Genomic DNA, 25,009 nt, shown 5'->3' with positions numbered 1-25,009 from the left:
CATGTATTCGGGCACTTTTTTCGATGATGTTTCAATTGCATTTTTGATGACTTTTTTATTTATAGGCAGATCATTTATGTCTGTCGCTATCGCAGTCTGATCGGCTTTAGCGTTATAATTGCACTTCATTTTTTGTTGCTAGGAGCAGTTGTTTGTCACATTCATATATTCCGTTGGATCTTTATAAGCGTAAGTGGATTTTTAACCATAAAGATTTGCCTGTATCAGATGATGATAAGGCCTTGATTAAGCCATTGACCGATAAAAGTGCCATGGAAGTGTGGGATAAGTGGATAAGCAATAAGAGCAGTCGTGCAGAGCTGTTTGAAAAAGGTGATTGGCCAATAAAGCAAGATGCTTGGGCGGCAACTGAACATTGGCAGTCGGCATGGGATTCTAATGATAATGCGATGCCTGAAGCAATTATTGCGCATATTCAATGGCCTGATGATGCGGTGGTGTACTTTTGCTATGAAAAATACCAAATAGTTGAAACTCGCTGGGATGTGTTTGTGCGTAATTGGAAGTGCTTTTTATTTTTTGATGATGGTCCAATTTTAATCTCGCCAAAGCACAAGCAAGCATTGATGTTTCTACAGAATGGCCAATATAAATTAGGCGTTCGCGGTTAAATTACCCGACTTGAGTTGCGGTTGTTGGTTAAACGGCTGATGGTGTAGTCGTTGATATTGCAGTTTTTTAGAGAGTTTATATGAAATTATTAGCTTCAATTGGATTGAGCTTCTCGTTAATGATGCCGTTGTTGGCGCAAGCTAGCATGATTGCAGATGTTGGTGTAGCAGAGCAAATGACAGTAGCAGAGCAGCCATTGATATTGAATGGCGCTGGTGTACGCAATAAGTTTTTTATGGATTTATATGTGGGTAGTTTATATCTGCCAACAAAAGTGCACACTCTAGAAGATGTGCTTACTCAGCCGATAGCGGTGATCCAGCTAACGATTACTTCTGGGATGATCACTTCAAACAAAATGCGTGATGCCATTACTGACGGTTTTGAAGCTGCTACAGACAATGACACACACTCAATTGCCAAAGATATTGAACATTTTACCCAATTGTTTGCAGATGAAATTGTCGACGGTGATCAATTTACTTTTGTCACCCAAAAAGGCAAGGGCGTGAGCAGTATCAAAAATGGTAATGCTCAGGGAGATATTGCTGGAGAGGCATTTCGTCAGGCTTTACTTAAGATTTGGTTAGGTGAAACTCCGGTACAACAAAGTTTACGCCAAGCTATGCTAGCTCAATAAATCACCTGCTAGGTTCTAGGGCGGACTACTAGGTTCTAGGGCGGACTACGTCCTGCTAGGTTCTAGGGACAGCTTCGCTGCTAAGATTTTATAGCCTCTAGCCGCGAAGCGTCCTAGCAGCGCAGCGCTCTAGGCTGTTGCTAAGTTTTATTAGGCTGAAAAGTCATTACCCAGTGTTGAAATGGTAGAAGTTTTACCTTTGTCATTGTAGGTCAAGCTTGAGGCATTGCGGCTGGCTTGTAATGCCTGGGCAAATCGATTGAGGCTGGCGATATTGAGCTCAATCAAGCTGGCATTCTGACTGTTGATGTCTTTGCACTCGGCGAGAATAGCTTTAGCTCGTGAGACTTGTTGTGCCAGTTCAGTATCGGTGGTGAGCAGATTGTGTTGTGGGTGGCTTGCCAGTTTTTCGTCAGTGGCTTTCATATTGAATAAGCACTGGGTTTTATCTTTGGAAAGCGCCAGCAGTTTGTCGGCATCTTGTTTGGATAATGCCGCTTTCTCTTCAACAATAAGCGATTTCAGCTGCGTTAATGTCTGATTTTGACTATCAAGCAGTTGGTGTAGCTCTTTGCGTTGATCTTCGCTTGCTTGCTTGTGTAATGGCTGGTTTAACTCTGTCATAAATTACTCTTAGGTTTTTTTAACTAACACTTCTCTATGATGCAAGTTTGCACCTATTATCTGTGTGTCGTTAAAACAAGTTAAAGAGTAACGTTTAACGGTTACTCTCTGTCAAACGATAAACCGCCTAGCTCTGCTTCAAAGCTGGCAATATTCGCTGCAAGCTTTTCTGGATCGACTTTATATCGTCCCTCAGAGATTGCTTGCTTAATTTCAGCGACCTTTTTTTGGTCTACTTCTGGTAACGATGCCATTTTTGTTTGCGCGCTCTGAAGCTGTTGAGCTTGAGAGGTAATGCTAACGGAATCTGTTTTAACCGGTGCAGCTGATTTTGGGGCTGCAGTAGTTGTAGATTGCGTAGCAGACTGCGTGTCACGTGCAGTGCGCATTTGTGTATTGGTAGCAGTGTTATGCTTAATATCAATTGCCATGGGAGGCTCCAGCGTAATGAATCAGGTTTTCCAATCAGGCTATCGGCACCCCAGGAAAAAACTTTAACGCTATTTTACATTCTTACTTCAACTTCGCCAACGCCAATTACAACCGCATCGAATTGTTTGCTAGTGTTACTGTTTTTTACTCTGATAACCTCATCGATATTGCCATCACGCAGTGCTTCTCCAAGGGTTTTTATTTCTACATTAGTGGTTTTAGCATAAATAGAAACAGTGTCACCTTTGCAAACAAAGCACAGGTTATTACTTAATACTGGAGAGTCTTTCGCTACCCGACGTTTCACCCGCGAGCCGATTAATGTCGTGGTGTCGGAAAAAAACTGACCTTTTAAGCTATATTGGTCAACATACATGACTTGTAAATGATGTTCGCCAATAATTTGGTCTGGGGACAATAGTTGGTTAGCTACCACAACAGGGTATTGGATTTCGACTCGAACAGAGAGATACATTTGCCATGGATAGTCATAGTCTGGGCTATTACAACTGAGTTTTACCATGTTATTTCGACTAATAGCCCTTTCACTGGCAAGTTCGACATTAATCGGTGGGTAACAGGCTGGTGGACTGATTCTGCCCTCAAGGTTTTGTGGGGTTATTTGCACTTTAGCTTTTGAGTCAGCATCAATTTTTTTGGCTACCGCCTCTTTAGCTAACGCATAAATGGTCGATAGTGAAGGTGTGATAATTTCTTCGCTAGCAATTGCAGGCAAAGAAAATGTTATTGAACACAAAAAACATAAAAAAAATACTTTCATAATGAAGATACTAGCTTGTTTTGCCAGAATGCACCTATACTTTGAAAAACGAAAAATATGCGAGTAATCTCTGCATACACAATAAGCTAAAATAAATGGGCTAGGGGACATAAGAATAACATTATCCCTTCGTCAAAAAAGTGTCAGTTCACAGTGCGAGCTAATTTATACAAAATTAAAGCAAGTTGCATGCCCACTTTTTGATTCATTAAATTGAGATGTATTTGTTACATTGGTGATGGTTTACACTCAAATTGAGTGACCATCAGTAAAATATGTACTAACCGTATTATGCTAAACCAAGGTTTACTATAATTTCAAAGAACAATTTTTATCCTTTTGGGTGACAGTTAACTACAAGGCCTTGTTATGTCGAGCATTTTAGATTCAGTAAATAAACGTACCCAACTTGTCGGGCAAAACAGACTCGAGCTGCTATTGTTTAGGCTTAGCGGCCGTCAACGGTTTGGCATTAACGTGTTTAAAGTGAAAGAGGTGTTGCAATGCCCACCACTGACTACGTTGCCTAAATTAAACCGTTTTGTTAAAGGTGTTGCTCATATTCGTGGCTCAACCATTTCCGTTATCGATTTAAGTGCCGCAACGGGTGGACGCCCACTGACATCAACAGAAAATTGCTTTATTATCATTTCTGAATATAACCGAAGTATTCAAGGCTTTTTAGTCAGTTCAGTTGAACGTATTATCAACATGAATTGGGAAGCCATTATGCCTCCACCGCAAGGTTCTGGCCGCTCTTCTTATTTAACTGCGGTGACAGAGATTGAAGGTGAGTTGGTAGAGATTTTAGATGTTGAAAAAATTCTTGATGAAATTTCACCGGTTAAGACTTCTATCAGTAAAGAGCTCAATGAAGCATTAACTATTGATAGAGAACAGCATTATCATATTATGGTTATTGATGATTCTGCTGTAGCACGTAAACAAATTATTCGTTCGTTAGAGTCATTAAATCTGCAAATCGATACCGCTAAAGATGGTAGAGAGGCGCTGGAAAAACTGAAAAGTATTGCCGCAGAAATGGATGATGTTTCAGTTGAAATTCCGTTAATCATTTCTGATATTGAAATGCCTGAAATGGATGGTTATACCTTAACGGCTGAAATTCGTAATGATCCAAAATTAAAGAATATCAAAGTAGTATTGCACACATCATTAAGTGGTGTATTTAACCAGGCGATGGTACAAAAAGTAGGGGCTAACGACTTTATTGCTAAGTTTAACCCCGATGAGTTAGCCGCAGCGGTTAACAAACATTTAAGTTTATAAACCTTTTATTATTGCAAAAGATTGCAAAATATTGGAGGTTGAGTTCATAGGCTTACCTATTAGGAAGATAATGTGACAGATAAATCACTTGCTGAAGCAGAGTACAATCAATTTAGGCTGTTTTTAGAACAGCATAGCGGTATTGTGTTAGGTGAGAACAAACAATATTTAGTCCGCAGTCGTTTAGCGCCTTTGATGGGGAAGCATAATTTGCCTTCTTTGTCTGAGGTAGTTAAAAAGTCGATGAAACCGATAGAACGGCAACTGCGCGCTGAAGTGATAGATGCGATGACCACCAATGAAACGTTATGGTTTCGAGACCGTTATCCATTTGAATTACTGCACAATACTCTATTGCCTGAATACAGTAAGCTTGGCAGACCATTAAAAATTTGGTCGGCTGCGTGCTCTTCAGGTCAAGAACCTTATTCGTTGGCCATGACGGTGTTGGAATATCAACAACGTAAACCTGGTGCTTTACCAGGAGGCGCGACAATTCAGGCAACAGATTTATCACCTTCTATGCTAGATCGTTGTAAAAATGCTGAATATGATGGTTTAGCACTTGCTCGTGGTTTGTCTGAAGAACGTAAACGTCAGTTTTTTGATGCTTTACCTTCGGGTAACATGAAAGTTAAAGATAATGTGAAGCGATTAGTTAACTTTAGAGCCCATAATCTACTTGAAAGTTATAGCCTATTAGGTAAGTACGATATTATTTTTTGCCGCAATGTGTTGATTTACTTTGCTCCTGAGGCAAAGGCTAAAATTTTGCGGCAATTTGCTGCCGCACTTAATCCTAAAGGTATTTTATTTTTGGGTGCGTCAGAATCTCTTGCGGGATTAACCGAAGAATTTAATATGGTTCGCTGTAATCCTGGAATTTATTATCAAAAGAAAACCTAGATAATATAATAGCTTAATCTATTTATCATGCCGGCATTCGTCGGCATGTTTGTTTTTATCTTTTATTACCTCATAAATTAAATTGTTGGCATAACCTTTGCTTTATTTCTACCAGTTAGCTGATGGAGGCAATTTTATGGCGATTAATTTCGATAATGCATTAGGTGTTCACCAATACTCTTTGGGCATTCGAGCTCAAAGAGCAGAAGTGATTTCAAGTAATATCGCCAATGCCAATACTCCTCATTATAAAGCTCAAGATGTCAATTTTGCTTCTGCTATGCAAGCGGCAAGCTCGCATCAGAAAGGCTTGAGTATGAGCCAAACCACAGAGAAACATTTTGATTTAACGGCGTTAAGTCAACAGCATGTTCAATATCGTATGCCAAATCAAGCTGATACTGGCGATGGTAATACTGTCGATACGCAGAAAGAGCAAGCAGCATTTATGCAAAATGCGCTCGAATATCAAATGTCATTAGGCTTTCTTGAGGGAAAATTTAGTGGCATGCGTAAAGCATTGCGAGGTGATTAATTATGAGTTTATTTAATATTTTTAATGTTTCTGGTTCAGGTATGTCTGCGCAGTCAGTGCGTTTGAATACCACCGCCAGTAATATTGCCAATGCTGATTCTGTGTCTAGCAGTGTCGATAAAACCTATCGCGCGCGTCATCCTGTTTTTGAAGCCGAAATGCTAAAAGCCAATAGCCAGCAAAACAGTTCGCCTGGCGTAACCGTTAAAGGCATTGTCGAAAGTAATAAGCCATTATTAAAAGAATACTCGCCAGACCATCCCATGGCGGATGGTGATGGTTTTATCTATAAACCTAATGTCAATGTGATGGAAGAAATGGCGGATATGATTTCTGCATCGCGTTCTTATCAAATGAACGTTCAGGTGGCTGATGCAACAAAGTCTATGTTGCAACAGACATTAAGGATGGGTAAATAGTATGATTATTCAAGGAGGTAACAATGAGCCTCGTTAATTCTTACAGTCAGTCTTTACCGCAACAATCCAGTAGTGCATCTAATACTAGCGCTACAACGAAAAGTTCTGTACAGACAAATACGACCAGCACGACTACGGGTAATCCTTTCCTTGACGGAATTCGTTTGCCTGAAGAAAGCGCTATCCCTGAATCAAAAGATCAGATGTTAAAGCAAGAAGATTTTTTTGCTTTACTCAGTCAGCAATTGTCGATGCAAGATCCGTTTAAACCGGTTGATAACGATCAAATGATTGCCCAAATGGCATCGTTTTCTACAGTCGATGGTATTTCAAATCTTAATGATGAAATCCTTAACCTTAATACTGTGATGAGTTCTAGCCAGGCGTTACAAGCTTCAGGCTTGGTTGGCCGCAAAGTGCTCATTCCTTCTGATACCGGCGCTATCTCTACCGAAAGCTCTGAGATAAAAGGGGTGATCAGTACGCCGTCAGCAATTGAAACGATTACGGTAAGGGTTGAAGACGAGTCGGGTCAGCTTATTAAGAGCTTTAATGTTGACGGCAGTAAAGGCGGCAATGTTGATGTGACTTGGGATGGTCTAGATAAAAGTGGTAACCCAGCTAAAGCGGGTAATTATGCCATTAAGGCCAGTGGTAAAGTCGATGGAACGTCACAAGATTTAGCCGTATCGACTTACGCTCATGTTACCAGTGTGTCATTAGGCACTGTAGCAACAGGAGCAATTTTGAATTTGCGTGGAGTAGGTGGAATTAAGTTATCTGACGTACTCGCAGTATCTGAAACATAGTACGGCTAACAACGAATCGTTAGTTGTCATCATAAATGAATTAATTGTGAGAGGTGTAATATGTCATTTAACATCGCATTGAGTGGTATCGCTGCCGCGCAAAAAGATTTAAATACAACCGCGAATAACATCGCTAACGTCAATACTATTGGTTTTAAAGAGTCTCGAGCTGAATTTGCTGACGTTTACGCCAATTCAATTTTTTCTAACAGTAAAACGGCTGTGGGTGGCGGTACAACTACTACACAAGTTGCGCAGCAGTTTCATCAAGGTAGCTTGCAATTTACCAGTAACTCATTGGATATGGCGATCAGTGGTGGTGGTTTCTTTGTTACCTCTTCTGAATTAGGTTCGCAAGATCAGTCATATACCCGTGCGGGTGCGTTTAAAGTTGATTCGGCCAATTATATGGTTGACTCAGCAGGGAATTTTTTACAAGGTTTCCCGGTGGATGAAGACGGTAACTCAACCTCGGTGAGTTTAACCACAACCCAACCGATTAAGATTCCTGACACGGCGGGTAGCCCAGTGCAAACTGAAAATGTTGGTTTGCAGATGAATCTCAATGTGAGTGAAATAGCCCTAGATCCAATTAATTTTAATCCTGCAGATTCTGATACATTTAATAATTCCACCTCGGTGACGATTTATGATTCGTTAGGTGAATCGCATATTATGACCACTTACTTTGTTAAACCCACTGGTGGTTCGCATACTGGCGAAAGTAATTGGGTGGCTTTTTATGCTGTTGATGGTGATCCTGTCGATGTAACAACTGCTGGAGAATATATTACTGATACCGATACTGACACTGATGGTGATGGTCTCGTGGATGCAACAGGGATCGCATCAGCTGCCAACCCTAGTGGTGTTGGCACATGGTCAGGTGCGGTGCTTAAGTTTAACTCTGTTGGTGCTTATACTATCAGTGACCCTACCACTATTACCACTGAGGCTTTAGGTGCTGCTGGTGCAGGTGCTTTAGGCCCTGGGGCCGATGGTACTCAAGCGCTTACGATAAAATTTAATAATCCGACTCAATATGCTTCTCCGTTTGAAGTCACTGAATTAACTCAAGATGGTATTACCGTAGGTCGATTAACCAATGTTGGTATTGGTTCAGATGGTTTAATTACCGCCAGTTACAGTAATGGCTCAACGGTTCCGTTAGCGCGAGTGGCTTTAGTTCGTTTTGCTAACGAACAAGGGCTCACTCAAGTGGGTAATACTTCCTGGAAAGCCAGTATCGATTCAGGTGCTGCATTAGCGGGAGAGGCCAATAGCGGTACATTTGGTAGTATTCGTTCATCTGCGCTTGAGCAATCAAACGTTGATTTAACCACAGAGCTGGTTGATTTAATCTCGGCTCAGCGCAACTTCCAGGCTAACTCGCGTACGCTTGAAGTCAACAACACCTTAAATCAAACGATATTACAAATCCGCTAAGTTTACGTTTACTTTTACCTTATCAATTTATGTTTACGTGATAATAGGTGTTGCCGTTTACGGCAACACCTTGCCTTTATCCTTGTTATTGTTACTCCTCGCTACTCTTTGTGACTCCTCGTTAGTACCTCACTAGTGTTGATAGATGCTTTTTTGACACTCATGCGTTATTCACTAATTTTATTGATTAACCGATTCATGTAGTTACCTCCTTACAACACAAATTAAATCTCATTGGCATGATGCTTGCTTGTTCTGTGTATATAGTGTTTTTGCAGAAAGTTTGACGGAGCAAAAAATGGACAAATTTCTTTATATTGCCATGAGTGGCGCAAAGCAGGGGATGAATGCCCTAGCAGTGAGTGCGAACAATCTTGCTAACGCCAATACTGATGGATTTAAAGCTGACATGGTCCAAGCCCGTTCAATGCAGGCATTTGGTGAAGGCTTGCCTACACGGGTATTTTCGATGATGGAAAGCCCAGGCAGTAATTTTAACGGTGGTCCTATTAAAACCACTGGTCGTGACCTTGATATTGCGGTTAAGGGTGATGGCTGGCTTGCAGTGCAAGCGGCAGATGGTTCTGAAGGATACACCCGTGCGGGCAGTTTAAAAATTGACAGTACAGGTTTGTTGTTAAATAGCAGTAACCGTCCGGTAATGGGAGCTTCGGGTCCTATTGTGTTACCCATCCCGGTTGAGAAAATAGAAATTTCCGCCAACGGTATTATTTCAGTACGTCCGCAAGGAGCAACCGCGGAAGTGATAGAAGAGGTCGCGAGGATTAAATTAGTTAATCCTGGTAACGAAAACCTAATGCGCGGTGAAGATGGTTTGTTTCGCTTAACTGCGGGTGGCAATGCACCAAATGACCCCGGCGTTCAAGTTGAAAGCGGCGCGGTTGAAGGCAGTAATGTGAACTCAGTGCATGAAATGGTCGCCATGATTGATATTCAACGTCAATACGAAATGCAAGTCAAAATGATGAAGAACGCTGAAGAAATTGATCGGGCGTCCACTTCCTTGATGAGAATTAGTTAGGAGTAATTATTATGCATCCAGCGTTATGGATAAGTAAAACCGGTGTCGATGCCCAGCAAACTAACATTGCCGTTATTTCAAATAACGTGGCCAACGCCAGTACTGTCGGATTTAAGAAAAGTCGTGCGGTATTTGAAGACTTACTTTATCAAACGGTTAATCAAGCCGGTGGCATTAGCTCAGACAACAGCAAGTTACCCAATGGTTTAAACATTGGTGCGGGTACTAAAGTTGTTGCTACCCAAAAAATGTTTACCCAAGGCAACATGCTGACTACCGATAACTCATTAGATTTAATGATTGAAGGTTCGGGCTTTTTTGAAGTGCAAATGCCAGATGGCACAGCAGCCTACACGCGTAATGGCCAGTTCAGCTTAGATGATACTGGTCAGATTGTAACCCCGGGTTCAGGTTATGTGGTGCAACCGCCAATTACCATCCCGGATGATTCCACCAGTATTACGGTATCGGCATCGGGCGAAGTGTCAGTGCAAACCCCTGGTACCGCAGCCAGTCAAGTTATTGGCCAGTTAACCATGACCGATTTTATTAATCCGGCAGGTTTAGACCCGTTAGGACAAAACTTGTATACCGAAACGGGTGCAAGTGGCACACCTATTCAAGGTACAGCGTCGCAAGACGGCTTAGGTTCTATTCGCCAAGGAGCACTAGAAACGTCTAACGTGAATGTAACAGAAGAGTTGGTCAACCTTATTCAAGGTCAACGTATTTACGAGATGAACTCTAAAGTTATCTCAGCAGTTGATCAGATGCTGTCTTATATTAATCAGAATCTCTAAGGAGCTAACATGATTAAATACATTGCGTTAGCCTCAGTAGTGTTATTGGCTGGCTGTAGTTCTACTGCCAAGAAACCGATTGCTGATGACCCATTTTATGCGCCGGTATACCCAGATACCGTTCCGACGCAGGTGGCGCCAACGGGATCTATTTATCTTGATAGCCAAGCATCAAGCTTGTATTCCGATATTCGTGCGCATCGCGTCGGCGACATTATTACCGTCACCTTAAAAGAGTCCACTCAAGCGTCGAAAAGCGCCAATAACGAAATCAAAAAAGGCTCAGACTTAAGCGTAGAGCCCATTTATGCCGGCGGTAAAAATATTTCCATCAGTGGTGTCCCAATTGATTTGGGTTACTCCGACAGCATGAATACCAAGCGCGAATCTGACGCCGATCAATCTAACAGTTTAGATGGCAGTATTTCGGCCAATATCATCCAGGTGCTCAGTAACGGCAACTTGGTGATCCGCGGCGAAAAATGGATTTCTATTAACAACGGTGATGAGTTTATTCGTGTCACCGGAATGATCCGCAGCGAAGACATTAATCCAGACAATACAATCGATTCGACACGAGTGGCTAACGCTCGTATTCAGTATAGCGGTACCGGTACGTTTGCTGACTCCCAAAAAGTCGGTTGGCTGAGTTCATTCTTTATGAGTGACTGGTGGCCTTTTTAAGGAGTAATGCATGAAAATTAAACTGATTACGTCGGCTGTATCGATAGTCGCATCAATACTAATGCTAACCGCACCTGCACATGCAGAACGGATTAAAGACATCGCCAGTATTCAAGGGGTGCGAAGTAACCAATTAATCGGTTATGGCTTGGTGGTCGGTTTGCCAGGTACTGGGGAAAAAACCCGTTATACCGAACAAACTTTCAGAACCATGCTCAAAAATTTCGGCATTAATTTACCAGACTCTGTTCGTCCTAATTCAAAGAACGTCGCTGTCGTTGCGGTGCATGCCGAAATGCCTGCCTTTATTAAACCGGGTCAAAATCTTGACATTACCGTGTCCAGTTTAGGCGAAGCAAAAAGTTTACGTGGCGGTACTTTATTGCAAACCTTCCTAAAAGGGGTCGATGGCAATGTGTATGCCATTGCGCAGGGCAGTTTAATTGTCAGTGGTTTTAGTGCCGAAGGACTTGATGGCTCATTGGTGATCCAAAATACCCCAACCGTTGGCCGCATTCCAGGTGGTGCCATTGTTGAGCGCAGCGTTATTAGTCCGTTTGCTAGCGGTGATTACCTTACGTTCAATTTACGTCGCTCAGATTTTTCAACCGCCAAACGCACCGCAGATGCGATTAACGATTTACTGGGTCCGGATATGGCAAAGGCCATTGACGCCACTTCTATTCAAGTGAGCGCGCCACGCGATGCATCACAGCGGGTGTCGTTTTTATCGGTATTAGAAAACATTGAAGTCATACCGGCAGAAGAGTCGGCCAAAGTGATAGTTAACTCACGTACCGGCACCATTGTGGTTGGCCAAAACGTCAAGTTATTACCCGCAGCTGTCACTCACGGTGGATTAACTGTCACCATTGCTGAAGCCACACAAGTGTCCCAACCCAATGCATTAGCGGGTGGTGATACGGTTGTAACTACAAACAGTACGATTGATGTGTCAGAAAAAGATCGTCGTATGTTTATGTTTAATCCAGGTACCACACTTGATGAGCTTGTAAGAGCCGTGAATTTAGTGGGTGCAGCACCATCAGACGTACTTGCCATACTCGAAGCGTTAAAGATGGCAGGCGCTTTGCATGGTGAACTTATCATCATCTAATTATTGTCGGAATGACTATGGAAAAGTTGTCAGCTTCATCGAACTTTCTGGATCTAGGAGGACTAGATTCACTTCGTGTCCAAGCCCAGAAAGACGAGAAGGGGGCACTTAAAGAAGCTGCAAAGCAATTTGAAGGTATTTTTATTCAAATGCTGATGAAAAGCATGCGAGATGCTAATGCCGCGTTTAAGTCAGACAATCCAATGAACAGTGAAACCACTGCGTTTTTTGAACAAATGCGCGATCAGCAAATGTCAGTCGATTTATCCAATAAAGGCATGTTGGGCTTGGCTGAGATGATGGTGCAGCAATTAGACCCAGATGATAGCCCTATTACGCCAGCATCGGTATTACGTGGCAATAGTGATTATAAAGTTAACCCAAGTATGTTTGTTGCTCCAGCAACAGAGTTAGATAAAGACACTCTCGATATTATTGCGCCAAAAGATCAAATAGCCGCATCGCATTCTGTTATCGGACATTCTGTTACAGCCCATTCTGTTATAGATAGCGCCGAATCGATGCGACCAATGTCAGCCCAACTTACTAATGTGCTAGACGGTGAACAATTAAACAGCGTATTACGCGGTGAGCAATTAGCCAGTCAAGCAGTACAAGTAGGCAAGGTATTGCCGCAAACAGATGTTGCAGTACCTAAAGCTAAAGGCATTGCAGTGAGTCAATTTACCAGCCCAGAACATTTTATTTCAGTCTTGTATCCCCATGCTGAAAAAGCGGCTAAATCGTTAGGCACCTCAGCAGAGGTATTAATTGCCCAGTCCGCGTTAGAAACCGGTTGGGGCCAAAAAGTGGTACGCCGTAACGACGGCACCATGAGTCATAACCTGTTTAATATTAAAGCAGACAAGCGTTGGCAAGGTGACAAAACCTCAGTCAATACATTGGAATTTGAAAAGGGCATTGCGGTGCAACAAAAAGCGGATTTCAGAATGTATGACAACCTTGAACAGAGCTTTAATGACTTTGTGTCGTTTATTAATCAAGGCGATCGTTATCAGGATGCACGTAAAGTGGCTAGCGAGCCAACTCAATTTATTAAAGCATTACAAAAAGCCGGCTACGCCACCGACCCTCAATATGCCAATAAAGTCATCAATGTGATGAAGTCGGTAAAAGAAGGCCTTAAATCTATATTACCTGTGGAGACTAAATAATGTCGATTGACTTACTCAATATCGCTCGCACAGGCGTTCAAGCATCTCAGGCTCAGTTAGGGGTGACCAGTAATAACATCGCTAATGCTAATACTGAAGGTTACAACAGGCAAGTTGCCACTCAGGCAACCACAGAATCACAACGCTTGGGCAATAGTTTTTATGGCACGGGTACGTATGTGTCCGATGTTAAACGTGTTTATAACGAATTTGCTGCACGTGAATTACGCATCGGCCAAACCAGCATGAGTGCTGCTGAAACGTCTTACAATAAGTTAAGTGAGTTAGATCAGATTTATTCTCAAATTGGCAAAATGGTCCCAGAAAATCTAAACAACTTTTTTGCAAGCATTAATAGTGTGGCCGATTTACCGACAGATCTTGGTATTCGTACAAACAGTTTAAGTTCTGCGCAGCAGTTGGCCATTGGCTTAAATCAAATGCAATCACAACTTGATGGCCAAACAAAACAAACCAATAACCAAATAGAATCCATTACTACTCGTATAAATGAAATCAGTAAAGAGCTAGGCAACATCAATTTAGAGTTGATGAAATCTCAAGACCAAGACAGCCAAGTACTAGACAAACAAGACTCACTCATTTTAGAGCTCAGCCAGTATGCTCAGGTTAATGTTATTGCGTTAGATACTGGTGCAAAGTCAATTATGCTGGGCGGCTCAGTAATGTTGGTGTCAGGTGAAGTGTCGATGTCGATGGGCATCAGTACCGGCGATCCTTATCCAAATGAACCGCGCATTAATGCTTCTATTGGTGACAAAACCCTTAATGTTGATCCGTCTAAGCTGGGTGGTCAACTTGGCGCATTATTTTCATTTAGGGACGATACCTTATTACCGGCCAGTACTGAACTCGGCCAATTAGCGTTAGGCATAGCAGACACCTTTAATGAAATGCAATCCAAAGGTTTTGATTTAAACGGTGACGTTGGTAGCGATATTTTTCGTGATATTAACGACCCATTAATGGCATCTGGCCGTGCGGGAAGTAATTCTACTAATAGCGGTACGGCAGCCATGTCGGTCAATATTGACGATGTGGGCGCATTGTCAGGAAGCACCTACCAACTAAGTTTTACCACAGCGAATGGTTACCAATTAACAGATAACCAAACCGGAAAAGTATCAAACTTAACATTATCGGGTACTCAATTAACAAGTAGTGCAGGTTTTAGCATTAATGTTGCCGGCGGCCCAATAGCGGATGGTGATAAGTTTGAAATTCGTCCAACGGCTGGTGCTGCTGCAGGTTTAAAAGTAGTGATGACCGACCCTAAAGGCATTGCTGCTGCAGGGCCTCAAATTACGCCAAATACAACCAACTCTGGTGAGTTAGCGGTAAAAGTGAATGCCATTAATCGTGCAGACGCTAACTTCCCAGTTACAGGAAGTGAACTATCGGTTCGAGTTAATACCAATACCGCTATAAAAACTTTTGAAGTTTTTAATGCCGCTGGCACGAGCGTTGGTGGTCCAACCGCATTTACTCCACCACAAATTAATACGGGTTTTGGTTTTAGTTTCGAAATTGACGATCAATCCACTGCTGGTGTTACCGATACATTCACGTTTGATTTAGCATTTGCCGAAGGCGACAACAGTAATGCCGTTGAAATGGCTAAGCTGTCGGACACCAAATTGATGAATAACGGCACTGGCACCTTAACCAGCGTGTTTGAAAATACTAAATTAGATATTGGTAGCCAAACTAAGTCTGCTGAAGTGCGCGTGGGCTCGGCGACGGCAATATATCAACAAGCTAGTACCCGAGTGCAAAGTGAATCGGGTGTAAACCTTGATGAAGAAGCAGCAAATTTATTGCGCTTTCAACAATCTTATCAAGCAGCCGCCAGAATTATGACTACAGCACAAACCATTTTCGATACTTTATTAAGCTCGGTTCGCTAGGAGATACATCATGAGAATTTCTACCGGACAGATGTTTCAGCAAAACACTAATAGCATATTAAATAAGCAATCTGCCACTAACACTATCATGGCGCAAATCTCTAGCGGCAAAAGGGTTAATACCGCTGGTGACGACCCAGTTGCGGCTATTGGTATTGATAACTTAAAGCAAAAAAATACCTTGATAGATCAATTTGTAAAAAACATTGATTACGCCACTAGTCACATTCAACAAGCCGAAAGTCAGTTAGGTCAAGCCGATACCTTAGTTGGCAGCATGAAAGAGTCTGTGCTTCGCGGCATTAACGGCAGCATGACTTCCGCCGAGCGGCAAGTGATTGCCGATGACATGCGTCAAAGTCTTGAACAATTAATGTCCATTGCCAATACCAAAGACGAATCGGGTAATTATATTTTTGCGGGCAATAAAACTAACAGTGCACCTTTTGCATTCAATAATAATGGTGATGTGGTTTACAGCGGTGATTCCGGTATTCGTAAAAGCAATATTGCTGCAGGGGTACAAGTTAATACCAATGTGCCAGGCGACGACGCCTTTATGAACGCGCCCAATGCCATGGGCGATTATGGCGTCAATTATTCGTCATCACAGCAAGGCGACTTTGTGGTTACTAGCGCCAAGGTTACTGATACCGCGGCTTATGTTGATAATGACTACACATATAGCTTCGCATTCACTGATGACGGCGCTGGTGGCCTGAACGTCGAGGTGACAGATAACGCCTCTCCTGCAAATCCTTCTGTTTATGGCCCAGCATCTTTTGACGCTTCTGCGCCGATAAGCTTTAACGGCATGGAAATTAAACTAGAGGGTACGCCTGAAATTGGTGACACTTTCAGCATTGAAGAACAGCCGCAAGTCAGTATTTTCGATACGTTCAGCAAGGCTATCACATTATTCGAAAGCGGCAACGATGCACAAACACCTGCTGGTCAAGCAGAGTTGGCACAGCTCTTGAATAACATTGACAGTGGCGTCAATCAAATGAGTCAAGAGCGAAGCGTAACCGGCAACAGTTTAAAAGTGTTGCAACAGTACAGCGACAATCACATTGACGAAAAGTTGATTAACACCTCGGCGCTATCAAAGTTAGAAGACTTAGATTTTGCCTCAGCGATTACTGAATTTGAAAAACAACAACTCGCACTCAGCGCAGCGTCGAGTTTGTTCAGTAAGGTAAGTTCGACCAGTTTGTTTGACTATATATAAGTGAGCTTTAGATTTGGTTCAACACAAGGTCTTTTGTAGCAAGCTTTATAAATTAACAAGGTCTTTTTTAACAAGCTTTTTAACGAGCTTTTTAACAAGCTTTTTAAGTAAGCAAATAAGCATTTTATAAAAGCCACACATTAAACAGTTTACATGATTAACCGTTTAGCCAAGCTCCGAGTCTTGGCGTTCAACTAAGAAGAGGATTTACATATGGCTATTTCAGTTAACACCAACGTCACATCCATGAAAGCCCAAGGCAACTTAAATAAGGCGCAAAGTGCCACATCCATGTCTATGGAACGTTTAGCGTCAGGTTTACGCATTAACAGCGCCAAAGATGATGCCGCAGGCTTGCAAATCGCAAACCGTATGACCAGCCAAATTAATGGTATTGGTGTCGCAATGCGTAACGCTAACGATGGTATATCGATTGCGCAAACCGCTGAAGGTGCGATGGGCGAGTCAACCAACATCCTCCAGCGTATGCGTGACCTGTCACTACAATCTGCTAACGGTTCTAACTCTAGCGGTGATCGTGAAGCGATGCAAAAAGAACTTTCAGCATTACAATTAGAGTTAACCCGTATTTCAGACACAACTGCCTTTGGTGGTCAAAAGCTCCTTAATGGCGATTTTGGATCTAAAAGTTTTCAGGTAGGCTCTAATGCCTACGAAACAATATCGCTTAGTTTAAAAGATATTTCAGCCGACAAAATTGGTCGGACTAGCATGGGGACTACTGGCGCTATTGATGCCACCACTGTCGGTGAGTTAATTACCAATGATGGCGTTGAAGAGCTAACGTTTAAGTATACAAAAGCTGATGGCGTTGAATCTACATTGACTACTGAGCTAAGGGGCGTTACCGACATTGATGGGTTGGCAGCTGCAATCAATAACGCTTTGTCTGATACAGGCGCAACCGTAGCGAAGGATGCCGCTGGTACTGGTTTGGTATTTGGCGGGGGTATTGATGTTGGCACCATATTGGCAGTCGATACTTCAAAAAAATCCGATGGTGCTACTCCTCCCGTAGCAGCCCCTTTAACAGCAGCACCCTCCATCACGACAGCAGCTGCATCAGCCGCTACTCTTTCAAGTATAAAAAATGTCGATATATCTAACCAAATCGGCGCTCAATCGGCGATAGCTGTGATTGATGGAGCAATAGAGATGATTGATAGTAACCGAGCCGATTTGGGTGCGGTGCAAAACCGTATGGACTTTACCATCAATAACTTGGGTAACATCCAAAATAACGTCTCTGATGCACGTAGCCGTATTCAAGATGTTGACTTTGCTTCAGAAAGTGCTCAGTTGAGTAAGCAGCAGATTCTATCTCAGGCATCTTCAGCAATGTTAGCGCAGGCGAATCAGTTACCACAGGTTGCGTTATCTTTACTGGGTTAATAATAAGCTAAGTCATTAACCATTAGTTGTTAGGTATTAAGCGCTAGCTATTAAGGGTATTAGTAAACCCCGCCACTTACTTCAAGTTGCGGGGTTTTATTTAATAAGCTTAATTTATTGAAGGTAGGTGTTTATTGCGTTCTTATCGAAATTTTTTTGAGTAGTTGCAAAAAAAACTAAAGTTCTAGATTTTAATGCCGTTACCTTAACTGTAACCAATAAATGATCCGCCTGGCTTAATACAGACAGGCAATGTCTACAGTCAGGAATACGAGGAATTAAATCATGGCTATTTCAGTAAATACTAACGTCACATCAATGAAAGCGCAGGGCAACCTAAATAAAGCCCAAAGCAGTACAGCTACCTCTATGGAGCGTTTAGCATCTGGTTTGCGCATCAACAGCGCTAAAGATGACGCTGCCGGTTTGCAGATTTCTAACCGTATGAGCAGCCAAATTAATGGCATCGGTGTCGCCATGCGAAATGCCAACGACGGTATCTCAATTGCGCAAACAGCTGAAGGCGCCATGAGTGAGTCGACTAACATTCTACAGCGTATGCGTGACTTGTCATTACAATCCGCTAACGGTTCAAACTCTAGCGCTGATCGTGAAGCGATGCAAACAGAAATTACTTCTTTAAGTAATGAGTTAACCCGCATTTCAGACACAACTGCCTTTGGTGGTCAAAAGCTCCTTAATGGCGATTTTGGATCTAAAAGTTTTCAGGTAGGCTCTAATGCCTACGAAACAATATCGCTTAGTTTAAAAGATATTTCAGCCGACAAAATTGGTCGGACTAGCATGGGGACTACTGGCGCTATTGATGCCACCACTGTCGGTGAGTTAATTACCAATGATGGCGTTGAAGAGCTAACGTTTAAGTATACAAAAGCTGATGGCGTTGAATCTACATTGACTACTGAGCTAAGGGGCGTTACCGACATTGATGGGTTGGCAGCTGCAATCAATAACGCTTTGTCTGATACAGGCGCAACCGTAGCGAAGGATGCCGCTGGTACTGGTTTGGTATTTGGCGGGGGTATTGATGTTGGCACCATATTGGCAGTCGATACTTCAAAAAAATCCGATGGTGCTACTCCTCCCGTAGCAGCCCCTTTAACAGCAGCACCCTCCATCACGACAGCAGCTGCATCAGCCGCTACTCTTTCAAGTATAAAAAATGTCGATATATCTAACCAAATCGGCGCTCAATCGGCGATAGCTGTGATTGATGGAGCAATAGAGATGATTGATAGTAACCGAGCCGATTTGGGTGCGGTGCAAAACCGTATGGACTTTACCATCAATAACTTGGGTAACATCCAAAATAACGTCTCTGATGCACGTAGCCGTATTCAAGATGTTGACTTTGCTTCAGAAAGTGCTCAGTTGAGTAAGCAGCAGATTCTATCTCAGGCATCTTCAGCAATGTTAGCGCAGGCGAATCAGTTACCACAGGTAGCATTGTCACTACTGTAATCGCTACTGAAATCACTATTGGTGCTATTGTTACAGCTAGTAAGTAATAGGTAGTGATAAGTAGATGATTGACTGTTACGCACTGAGTGAATCGGTAATATAACGGCAATAGAGAAAAGGAAGATTCACAGTTGAATCTTCCTTTTTTGCTTTATGCGATTAGCAATTATTCTTAGATACTTTGCTTAGTACTTAGTACTTAGTACTTAGTGTTTGGTGCAGGGCGCTTAGTATTTGTTGCATATAAGTGAGTAATGCAGATAGATGATTGATGCTAGCTTATAGCTGCTTGGCCTTAGTGTTGTGTTAGCATGTGTTGTTAAATGATTGCGGCAATTGGAGGATGTTATGGACAATAATTCAATGGGCATTACAAGTTCGCCTGTAAGCCCTTCGGTAACAAATAGACCTGAAGTAATATCCGATGTTTTACCGGGTCGTAATGGCGTGTCAAATATCGCCGCTGAAGCAAGCATTCATGCGCCCGAAGTTGACAAGGTGTCGTTGACCAAGACGATAGCGGAAACTCAGACTGATGCTAACGCTGCAGCCGAGACTAAAAAAGAGCAATCAGATGCTGAAGCGCTCGCGGCAGTGGTTGAGCAGTTGTCAGAGGTGATGTCGATAATGAATAAAGGCTTGGCATTTTCGATTGATGACGATTCAGGCTCGGCGGTAGTGAAAGTGATGGATATCGATACCGGTGAGTTGATAAGACAAATCCCCAACGATGAAGCGTTAGAGTTGGCGCAAAAATTGCTAGATGTAAAAGGGCTGTTGATGAGAACCGAAGCCTAATTAGTTTTGCGATGAATATTTGATAAAAGATAATGATACTTTTTAAAGAAATAAGTTGAGGTAAATATGGGATTAACATCGGTAGGGTTAGGTTCAGGCCTGGACATTAACGGTATTGTATCGGCTTTAGTTAGCTCGGAACAAGCTCCTAAGGTGGCTCAATTTGACGCAAAAGAAGGTGCCATTAATGCTGAAATATCAGCGCTTGGCTTTTTAAAAAGCTCGTTATCTGAATTTAAAAGCAGCTTAAGCTTTCTCTCTAAAACAGATTCATTTGATAGTCAGAGTGTTTCGCTATCTAAGAGTACTTACCTAAGTGCGACTGTGAGTAACAGTGCGGTGTCTGGCAGTTATAATGTTGCCGTTGAACAACTCGCCGTTAGTCAAAAAGTTGGCTCTGCGCCTGTGAGCGATGTGACGGCGGCTTTAGATGAAGGCTCGTTAAATTTTGCCGTCGATGGCAACAGCTTTGATGTTGCTGTTACCACAGAAGATACTTTACAAATGTTAGTGTCTAAAATTAACTCCGCTAAAGATAATGTTGGCGTTACCGCGACCATAGTCAACAGCGATGCAGGTGCGAAATTAGTCTTAACTTCCAATAAAACGGGTACCGCTAATAATATTACTGTTTCAGCAACTGATACCGGCGCAGGTACAGTGTTGGCAGATACCTTTGCCATGACTGAATTACAACCAGCCAAAGATTCGATTGTTTATATTGATGGTTTAAAGCTTACTTCGAGCAGTAATACAGTAGAGGGTGCCATTGATGGTGTGACCCTTAACCTTAAAGATGCCGATATCGATAAGCCAACCACATTAACCGTTGCCCAAAATACTGGCTCAATAAAAACGGGTATAAAATCGTTTGTTGAAGCGTTTAATGCGATGTCGAAAACAATAACTGATTTAACCAGTTACAATGCTGCGACTGAAACAGCGGCTGTTTTACAAGGGGATTCGTTACCTCGCGGGATACAGAGCCAATTACGTGGGGTTATTTCATCAGCATTTGCAACATCCAATGGTAATTTGTCGCTTGCTTCTATCGGCATTACTACTACGCGCAGTGGCACCTTAGAAATAGATGACGAGATTTTAACCGCCGCTTTAAAAAACAATGTTACTGGTATTAAAGAAATGTTTACCACCGAAGATACCGGTGTAGCCACCAAATTAGACGGTTACCTTGATTCGTATGTTGGCACCGGCTCTATTATTGATAGCCGTGATAGCTCCCTAGACGGTAACTTAGAGCGTTTAAGTGATCAACGAGAAGTATTTGCTCGAAAAATGGCGGCATTTGAAGCGCGTTTGTTTAAGCAATATAACTATATGGATTTGATTGTCGGTCAATTAAGTACCCAGAGTTCCGATTTACAATCACGACTCGATTCACTTCCTGGGCTTGTGAGTCAAAATAATTAATTAGAATGTTAATTAACCGTTTGAACAACCTTTTAGTCAATCTGTTTAATCAATTTTTTTTAAAGATAATATCGAGATGAAAATCAAATGACCACAACAGAGCAACAAGTGCTAATTGATGATTTGGATGCAACCGGCGAACAATGCAAGACAGTACTGAACCGTTTAAAAAGCAAAAATGACATCGAAGAATTTGATGAGTTGGTATTGAATTTGCAAGAGTTGGTAACTAAGCGTCAAAACTTATTGAATGCTTTGATTGCAGATGATTCATTTGTGCAAAGAGACTATTTGCAACGCCAATTGGAGTTGACATTAAGCCTTGAAGTGAAAGCAAAGCTAGTGTTAAACAGTTTGCATTCTGAGATACATCTAGGCAAAAAAAACCAACGTCAAGTTAATGTTTATAAGAGTATTGATTCAGATAGGTAGGTATTTATGAGAAGCTCACTACAGTCATATCGAAAAGTTTCGCTAGAAAGCGAAATAGCGGTGGCTTCGCCACATCGCATTATACAAATGATGTTTGAAGGCGCATTGCAGCGTATTGCCCAAGCAAAATATGCTATTCAACAGAAAAACCCTGCGCAAAAAGGCGAGAATATCGGTAAAGCCGTTAGTATTATTGCTGGGTTGAGCGGTAGTCTAAACATGGATGCGGGTGCTGATGTTTCTGCTAATTTAGATTCACTTTACGAATACATGTTAAGACGATTATCTGAGGCTAATGTAGCGAATGATGTAGAGATGCTCGAAGAGGTTTCTGCTTTACTCAGAACCATTAAAGAAGGTTGGGATTCAATCCCACAAGATATGCATGAGCTAACTTCTGAAGCGAGTTAATCGTTACAGCAAACTGTATGTAAACTAAAAAAGACGCTTTGCGTCTTTTTTTGCTATCTGTTTTAGTTTTTGAGCCTGTAAATAATTTTATTACCTGCAATTCATGTATCCATTTCAAATACTTAATTTAAGCTAATTCATTAGCATCATCTATTTTCCGTGAGAGAGCGTTTCTTGCGAGTGTATTGATTCTCATAACCGAAATGATCCTCATAACCGAAACAAAATTTTCTCCATTAGATTTTTTGAATGAAAAACCACCATTTTCAACATAAAATGCTATCTGTTGTAGATAATATGTAACTGATGCTTGCTTATAGTGGGCTGATAATACAATATTTAACCTCAACTCGGGTTAAGATGTGGGTTATGTAAGGCAAAATGACAACATGCGGCCTATTTCATATCAAACTTGTCATTTGTTTTGCTAACAAGGCGCATAGGCGCGCCAATAGCTAGCCTATTGCAAGTCAATGCAACACAGTTAGCGAGACAAAGGGCTGTTTGATAACCATTTATTATCCCTAGCTGAGGTTATTTACCATCGAGTTCGTTTTTATTCACTGTATGTAGCGGATTAACGATGCTGTTTTAGGAATAATGCTAGAATAATGTCAGTGTTGTCAGTTGTTATGACGGCAATGTACTTTGGTTTATGTGGCGATATGCGGCATAATCATCCCGAATCAATACCTATAACAAGAGCTTTTGGCCTTCTGAATGATGCAAATAGAACAAAGAATTTTAATTGTCGGTACCCCATCAGAGCGCGTGACTCGTTTGTGCTGCATTTTGGAATTCCTAGGTGAACAGTGCGAAATTGTTTCTAATGAATCTTTTGCAGCCTTAATCGAACAGTCTCGGTATCGCGCTGTCGTTATCGTTGATGAAAATATCAGCGTCGAGAGTATCAAAAACATTGCCGCAATAGTGCCCTGGCAACCGATGTTGTTATTAGGCGACACCGACATCAATTTATCTAATTTGCTCGGAACCATCGAAGAGCCGATAAATTATCCGCAATTGACTGAGCTGCTGCATTTTTGCCAGGTATTTGGCCAGGCTAAACGCGAACATACCTTAACCAGTGGTAATCAAACCAAGTTATTTCGCAGCCTGGTAGGCCGCAGCGAAGGTATTGCTAAAGTCCGCCATTTGATTAACCAAGTATCGAGTTCAGATGCGACCGTGCTGGTATTAGGCCAGTCGGGAACTGGTAAAGAAGTCGTGGCGCGTAATATTCATTATTTATCTGAGCGCCGTGATGGACCGTTTATCCCGGTCAATTGTGGTGCGATTCCTGCTGAATTACTTGAAAGTGAATTATTCGGCCATGAAAAGGGCTCTTTTACTGGTGCCATATCCGCGCGTAAAGGCCGTTTTGAATTAGCAGAAGGCGGCACACTGTTTTTAGATGAAATTGGCGACATGCCACTGCAGATGCAAGTTAAGTTGCTGCGCGTATTGCAAGAAAAGGTATTTGAGCGTGTTGGTGGCAGCAAAACGATAGCAACTGATGTGCGTATTGTGGCGGCGACCCATCGCGACCTTGAAACCATGATTATAGATAACACCTTCCGTGAAGATTTATATTATCGCCTTAATGTGTTCCCAATTGAGATGCCTGGGTTAAGCGAGCGCCGTGATGATGTGCCGTTATTGCTACATGAATTAGTTAACCGAGTGTTTAATGAAGGCCGTGGTAAGGTTCGTTTTACCCAACGCGCTATTGAATCGTTAAAAGAACATCCCTGGTCTGGTAACGTGCGTGAGCTGTCTAATTTAGTTGAACGCTTAACAATTTTATATCCCGGCGGATTGGTTGATGTAAATGATTTACCGCATAAATACCGTTACATTGATGTACCAGAGTATTGTGTTGAAATCAGTGAAGAGCAGTTAGAGCGCGATGCTTTAGCATCAATATTCAGTGATGAAGAACCGGTTGAAATACCTGAAACGCGTTTCCCAAGTGAATTACCGCCAGAAGGGGTCAATTTAAAAGACTTACTGGCAGAATTAGAGATCGACATGATCCGTCAAGCACTTGAGCAGCAAGACAGTGTGGTGGCAAGAGCCGCTGAAATGCTCGGTATTCGCCGTACCACCCTCGTTGAGAAAATGCGTAAATACGGTTTGAGTAAAGATTAACATTTGCTTTGTTATTGCTTTTGCAATGATTTAATAAAACACATCTTCGGATGTGTTTTTCGTTTATTGAACCCCGAATCCCGAATCCAGATGTTGCACCCGCACGTCATCCTCGAATGCTTTAATTGGGGATCCAGGTGTTGCTTAGATTTTAGAGCGCAGAACTCCGAATCCAGTACCCCAGTATCCAGATGTTGCACCACCCGCACGTCATCCTCGAATGCTTTAATCGGGGATCCAGGAGTTGCTTAGATTTTAGAGCGCAGAACCCAGGATCCCGAATCCCGAGTCCAGTACTTCGCATCCATAACCCCAGAACCTAGATGTTGCACCACCTGCACGTCATCCTCGAATGCTTTAATCGGGGATCCAGGTGTTGCTTAGATTTTAGAGCGCAGA

The 25,009-nt window shown here is 42.2% G+C and carries 25 protein-coding genes; 22 read left to right on the top strand and 3 right to left on the bottom strand.

Going from position 1 to position 25,009, the window contains the following annotated elements; genetic code table 11:
• The first annotated feature begins 152 nt into the window (after window positions 1–152).
• Together AAEY97_RS15555 and AAEY97_RS15550 are read left to right on the top strand one after the other, a co-directional pair.
• Entirely contained in the window at window positions 153–632 is a 480-nt protein-coding gene (locus tag AAEY97_RS15555; protein ID WP_350999862.1) for a DUF2947 domain-containing protein, read from the top strand.
• An 80-nt stretch (window positions 633–712) separates the two neighbouring features.
• Window positions 713–1,273, top strand: coding sequence for a chalcone isomerase family protein (locus tag AAEY97_RS15550; RefSeq protein ID WP_350999859.1), 561 nt, complete (start codon window positions 713–715; stop codon window positions 1,271–1,273).
• A gap of 150 nt (window positions 1,274–1,423) precedes the next feature.
• On the opposite strand, the gene AAEY97_RS15545 is transcribed toward AAEY97_RS15550, so the two are convergent.
• The 3 genes from AAEY97_RS15545 to flgA all read right to left on the bottom strand — a co-directional run bounded on the left by AAEY97_RS15545 (window position 1,424) and on the right by flgA (window position 3,110).
• Window positions 1,424–1,897 carry a flagella synthesis protein FlgN gene (locus AAEY97_RS15545; protein WP_182743882.1) on the bottom strand — a complete coding sequence of 158 codons (474 nt, stop codon included), beginning with the start codon at window positions 1,895–1,897 and terminating at the stop codon, window positions 1,424–1,426.
• Between the two features lie 101 nt (window positions 1,898–1,998).
• Window positions 1,999–2,328: a flagellar biosynthesis anti-sigma factor FlgM gene (gene flgM / locus AAEY97_RS15540; RefSeq protein WP_011636631.1), complete on the bottom strand. Its 330-nt coding sequence runs from the start codon at window positions 2,326–2,328 to the stop codon at window positions 1,999–2,001.
• Between the two features lie 74 nt (window positions 2,329–2,402).
• On the bottom strand, window positions 2,403–3,110 hold the full coding sequence (flgA, locus tag AAEY97_RS15535; RefSeq protein WP_101085442.1) for a flagellar basal body P-ring formation chaperone FlgA: 708 nt from the start codon (window positions 3,108–3,110) through the stop codon (window positions 2,403–2,405).
• 369 nt (window positions 3,111–3,479) lie between these two features.
• Between flgA and AAEY97_RS15530 the strand changes: the two genes are divergently transcribed.
• The 20 genes from AAEY97_RS15530 (at window position 3,480) to AAEY97_RS15435 (ending at window position 24,610) form a co-directional block, all read left to right on the top strand.
• Window positions 3,480–4,400 carry a chemotaxis protein CheV gene (locus AAEY97_RS15530; protein WP_162022644.1) on the top strand — a complete coding sequence of 307 codons (921 nt, stop codon included), beginning with the start codon at window positions 3,480–3,482 and terminating at the stop codon, window positions 4,398–4,400.
• 72 nt (window positions 4,401–4,472) lie between these two features.
• A complete protein-coding gene (locus tag AAEY97_RS15525; protein WP_101085440.1) occupies window positions 4,473–5,306 on the top strand; it encodes a CheR family methyltransferase in 834 nt (277 codons plus the stop codon).
• A 136-nt stretch (window positions 5,307–5,442) separates the two neighbouring features.
• Window positions 5,443–5,841 carry a flagellar basal body rod protein FlgB gene (gene flgB, locus AAEY97_RS15520; RefSeq protein ID WP_182743881.1) on the top strand — a complete coding sequence of 133 codons (399 nt, stop codon included), beginning with the start codon at window positions 5,443–5,445 and terminating at the stop codon, window positions 5,839–5,841.
• A gap of 2 nt (window positions 5,842–5,843) precedes the next feature.
• Window positions 5,844–6,260, top strand: coding sequence for a flagellar basal body rod protein FlgC (flgC, locus tag AAEY97_RS15515; protein ID WP_101085435.1), 417 nt, complete (start codon window positions 5,844–5,846; stop codon window positions 6,258–6,260).
• A gap of 23 nt (window positions 6,261–6,283) precedes the next feature.
• Window positions 6,284–7,069 (top strand): flagellar hook assembly protein FlgD, encoded by a 786-nt coding sequence (gene flgD, locus AAEY97_RS15510; protein WP_162022646.1) that lies wholly within the window; start codon window positions 6,284–6,286, stop codon window positions 7,067–7,069.
• Window positions 7,070–7,129: 60 nt separating this feature from the next.
• On the top strand, window positions 7,130–8,515 hold the full coding sequence (gene flgE, locus AAEY97_RS15505) for a flagellar hook protein FlgE (protein ID WP_350999849.1): 1,386 nt from the start codon (window positions 7,130–7,132) through the stop codon (window positions 8,513–8,515).
• A 298-nt stretch (window positions 8,516–8,813) separates the two neighbouring features.
• Window positions 8,814–9,557: a flagellar basal-body rod protein FlgF gene (gene flgF, locus AAEY97_RS15500; protein WP_101085429.1), complete on the top strand. Its 744-nt coding sequence runs from the start codon at window positions 8,814–8,816 to the stop codon at window positions 9,555–9,557.
• 11 nt (window positions 9,558–9,568) lie between these two features.
• Window positions 9,569–10,357, top strand: a complete 789-nt coding sequence (flgG, locus tag AAEY97_RS15495; RefSeq protein WP_123777077.1) for a flagellar basal-body rod protein FlgG — start codon at window positions 9,569–9,571, stop codon at window positions 10,355–10,357.
• 9 nt (window positions 10,358–10,366) lie between these two features.
• On the top strand, window positions 10,367–11,041 hold the full coding sequence (flgH, locus tag AAEY97_RS15490) for a flagellar basal body L-ring protein FlgH (RefSeq protein ID WP_101085425.1): 675 nt from the start codon (window positions 10,367–10,369) through the stop codon (window positions 11,039–11,041).
• A 10-nt stretch (window positions 11,042–11,051) separates the two neighbouring features.
• Entirely contained in the window at window positions 11,052–12,158 is a 1,107-nt protein-coding gene (locus AAEY97_RS15485; RefSeq protein ID WP_101085423.1) for a flagellar basal body P-ring protein FlgI, read from the top strand.
• Between the two features lie 17 nt (window positions 12,159–12,175).
• The gene (gene flgJ / locus AAEY97_RS15480) at window positions 12,176–13,333 is read left to right on the top strand and encodes a flagellar assembly peptidoglycan hydrolase FlgJ (protein ID WP_350999844.1); all 1,158 of its coding nucleotides are present in this window, start codon (window positions 12,176–12,178) and stop codon (window positions 13,331–13,333) included.
• A complete protein-coding gene (flgK, locus tag AAEY97_RS15475; protein ID WP_350999841.1) occupies window positions 13,333–15,261 on the top strand; it encodes a flagellar hook-associated protein FlgK in 1,929 nt (642 codons plus the stop codon). Before flgJ ends, flgK begins: the two co-directional genes overlap by 1 nt.
• Before the next feature lie 10 nt (window positions 15,262–15,271).
• A complete protein-coding gene (gene flgL, locus AAEY97_RS15470; protein WP_350999838.1) occupies window positions 15,272–16,492 on the top strand; it encodes a flagellar hook-associated protein FlgL in 1,221 nt (406 codons plus the stop codon).
• Between the two features lie 213 nt (window positions 16,493–16,705).
• On the top strand, window positions 16,706–17,905 hold the full coding sequence (locus tag AAEY97_RS15465; RefSeq protein WP_350999835.1) for a flagellin: 1,200 nt from the start codon (window positions 16,706–16,708) through the stop codon (window positions 17,903–17,905).
• A gap of 285 nt (window positions 17,906–18,190) precedes the next feature.
• On the top strand, window positions 18,191–19,387 hold the full coding sequence (locus AAEY97_RS15460; protein ID WP_350999832.1) for a flagellin: 1,197 nt from the start codon (window positions 18,191–18,193) through the stop codon (window positions 19,385–19,387).
• A gap of 348 nt (window positions 19,388–19,735) precedes the next feature.
• Window positions 19,736–20,185 carry a flagellar protein FlaG gene (locus AAEY97_RS15455; RefSeq protein ID WP_350999829.1) on the top strand — a complete coding sequence of 150 codons (450 nt, stop codon included), beginning with the start codon at window positions 19,736–19,738 and terminating at the stop codon, window positions 20,183–20,185.
• Between the two features lie 66 nt (window positions 20,186–20,251).
• Window positions 20,252–21,616 carry a flagellar filament capping protein FliD gene (gene fliD / locus AAEY97_RS15450; RefSeq protein WP_350999826.1) on the top strand — a complete coding sequence of 455 codons (1,365 nt, stop codon included), beginning with the start codon at window positions 20,252–20,254 and terminating at the stop codon, window positions 21,614–21,616.
• Window positions 21,617–21,703: 87 nt separating this feature from the next.
• Window positions 21,704–22,048 carry a flagella biosynthesis chaperone for FliD, FliT gene (locus tag AAEY97_RS15445; RefSeq protein WP_350999823.1) on the top strand — a complete coding sequence of 115 codons (345 nt, stop codon included), beginning with the start codon at window positions 21,704–21,706 and terminating at the stop codon, window positions 22,046–22,048.
• 6 nt (window positions 22,049–22,054) lie between these two features.
• Complete coding sequence (gene fliS, locus AAEY97_RS15440) at window positions 22,055–22,459, top strand: flagellar export chaperone FliS (protein ID WP_124730237.1); 405 nt, start codon at window positions 22,055–22,057, stop codon at window positions 22,457–22,459.
• A gap of 720 nt (window positions 22,460–23,179) precedes the next feature.
• Entirely contained in the window at window positions 23,180–24,610 is a 1,431-nt protein-coding gene (locus AAEY97_RS15435; RefSeq protein ID WP_124730238.1) for a sigma-54 dependent transcriptional regulator, read from the top strand.
• Window positions 24,611–25,009 lie beyond the last annotated feature (399 nt).

Origin of the sequence: Shewanella sp. TB7-MNA-CIBAN-0143, assembly GCF_040310065.1 — a bacterium.
In the GTDB taxonomy this organism is placed as follows: Bacteria; Pseudomonadota; Gammaproteobacteria; order Enterobacterales; family Shewanellaceae; genus Shewanella.
This window is presented reverse-complemented; position numbering and strand designations above follow the sequence as displayed.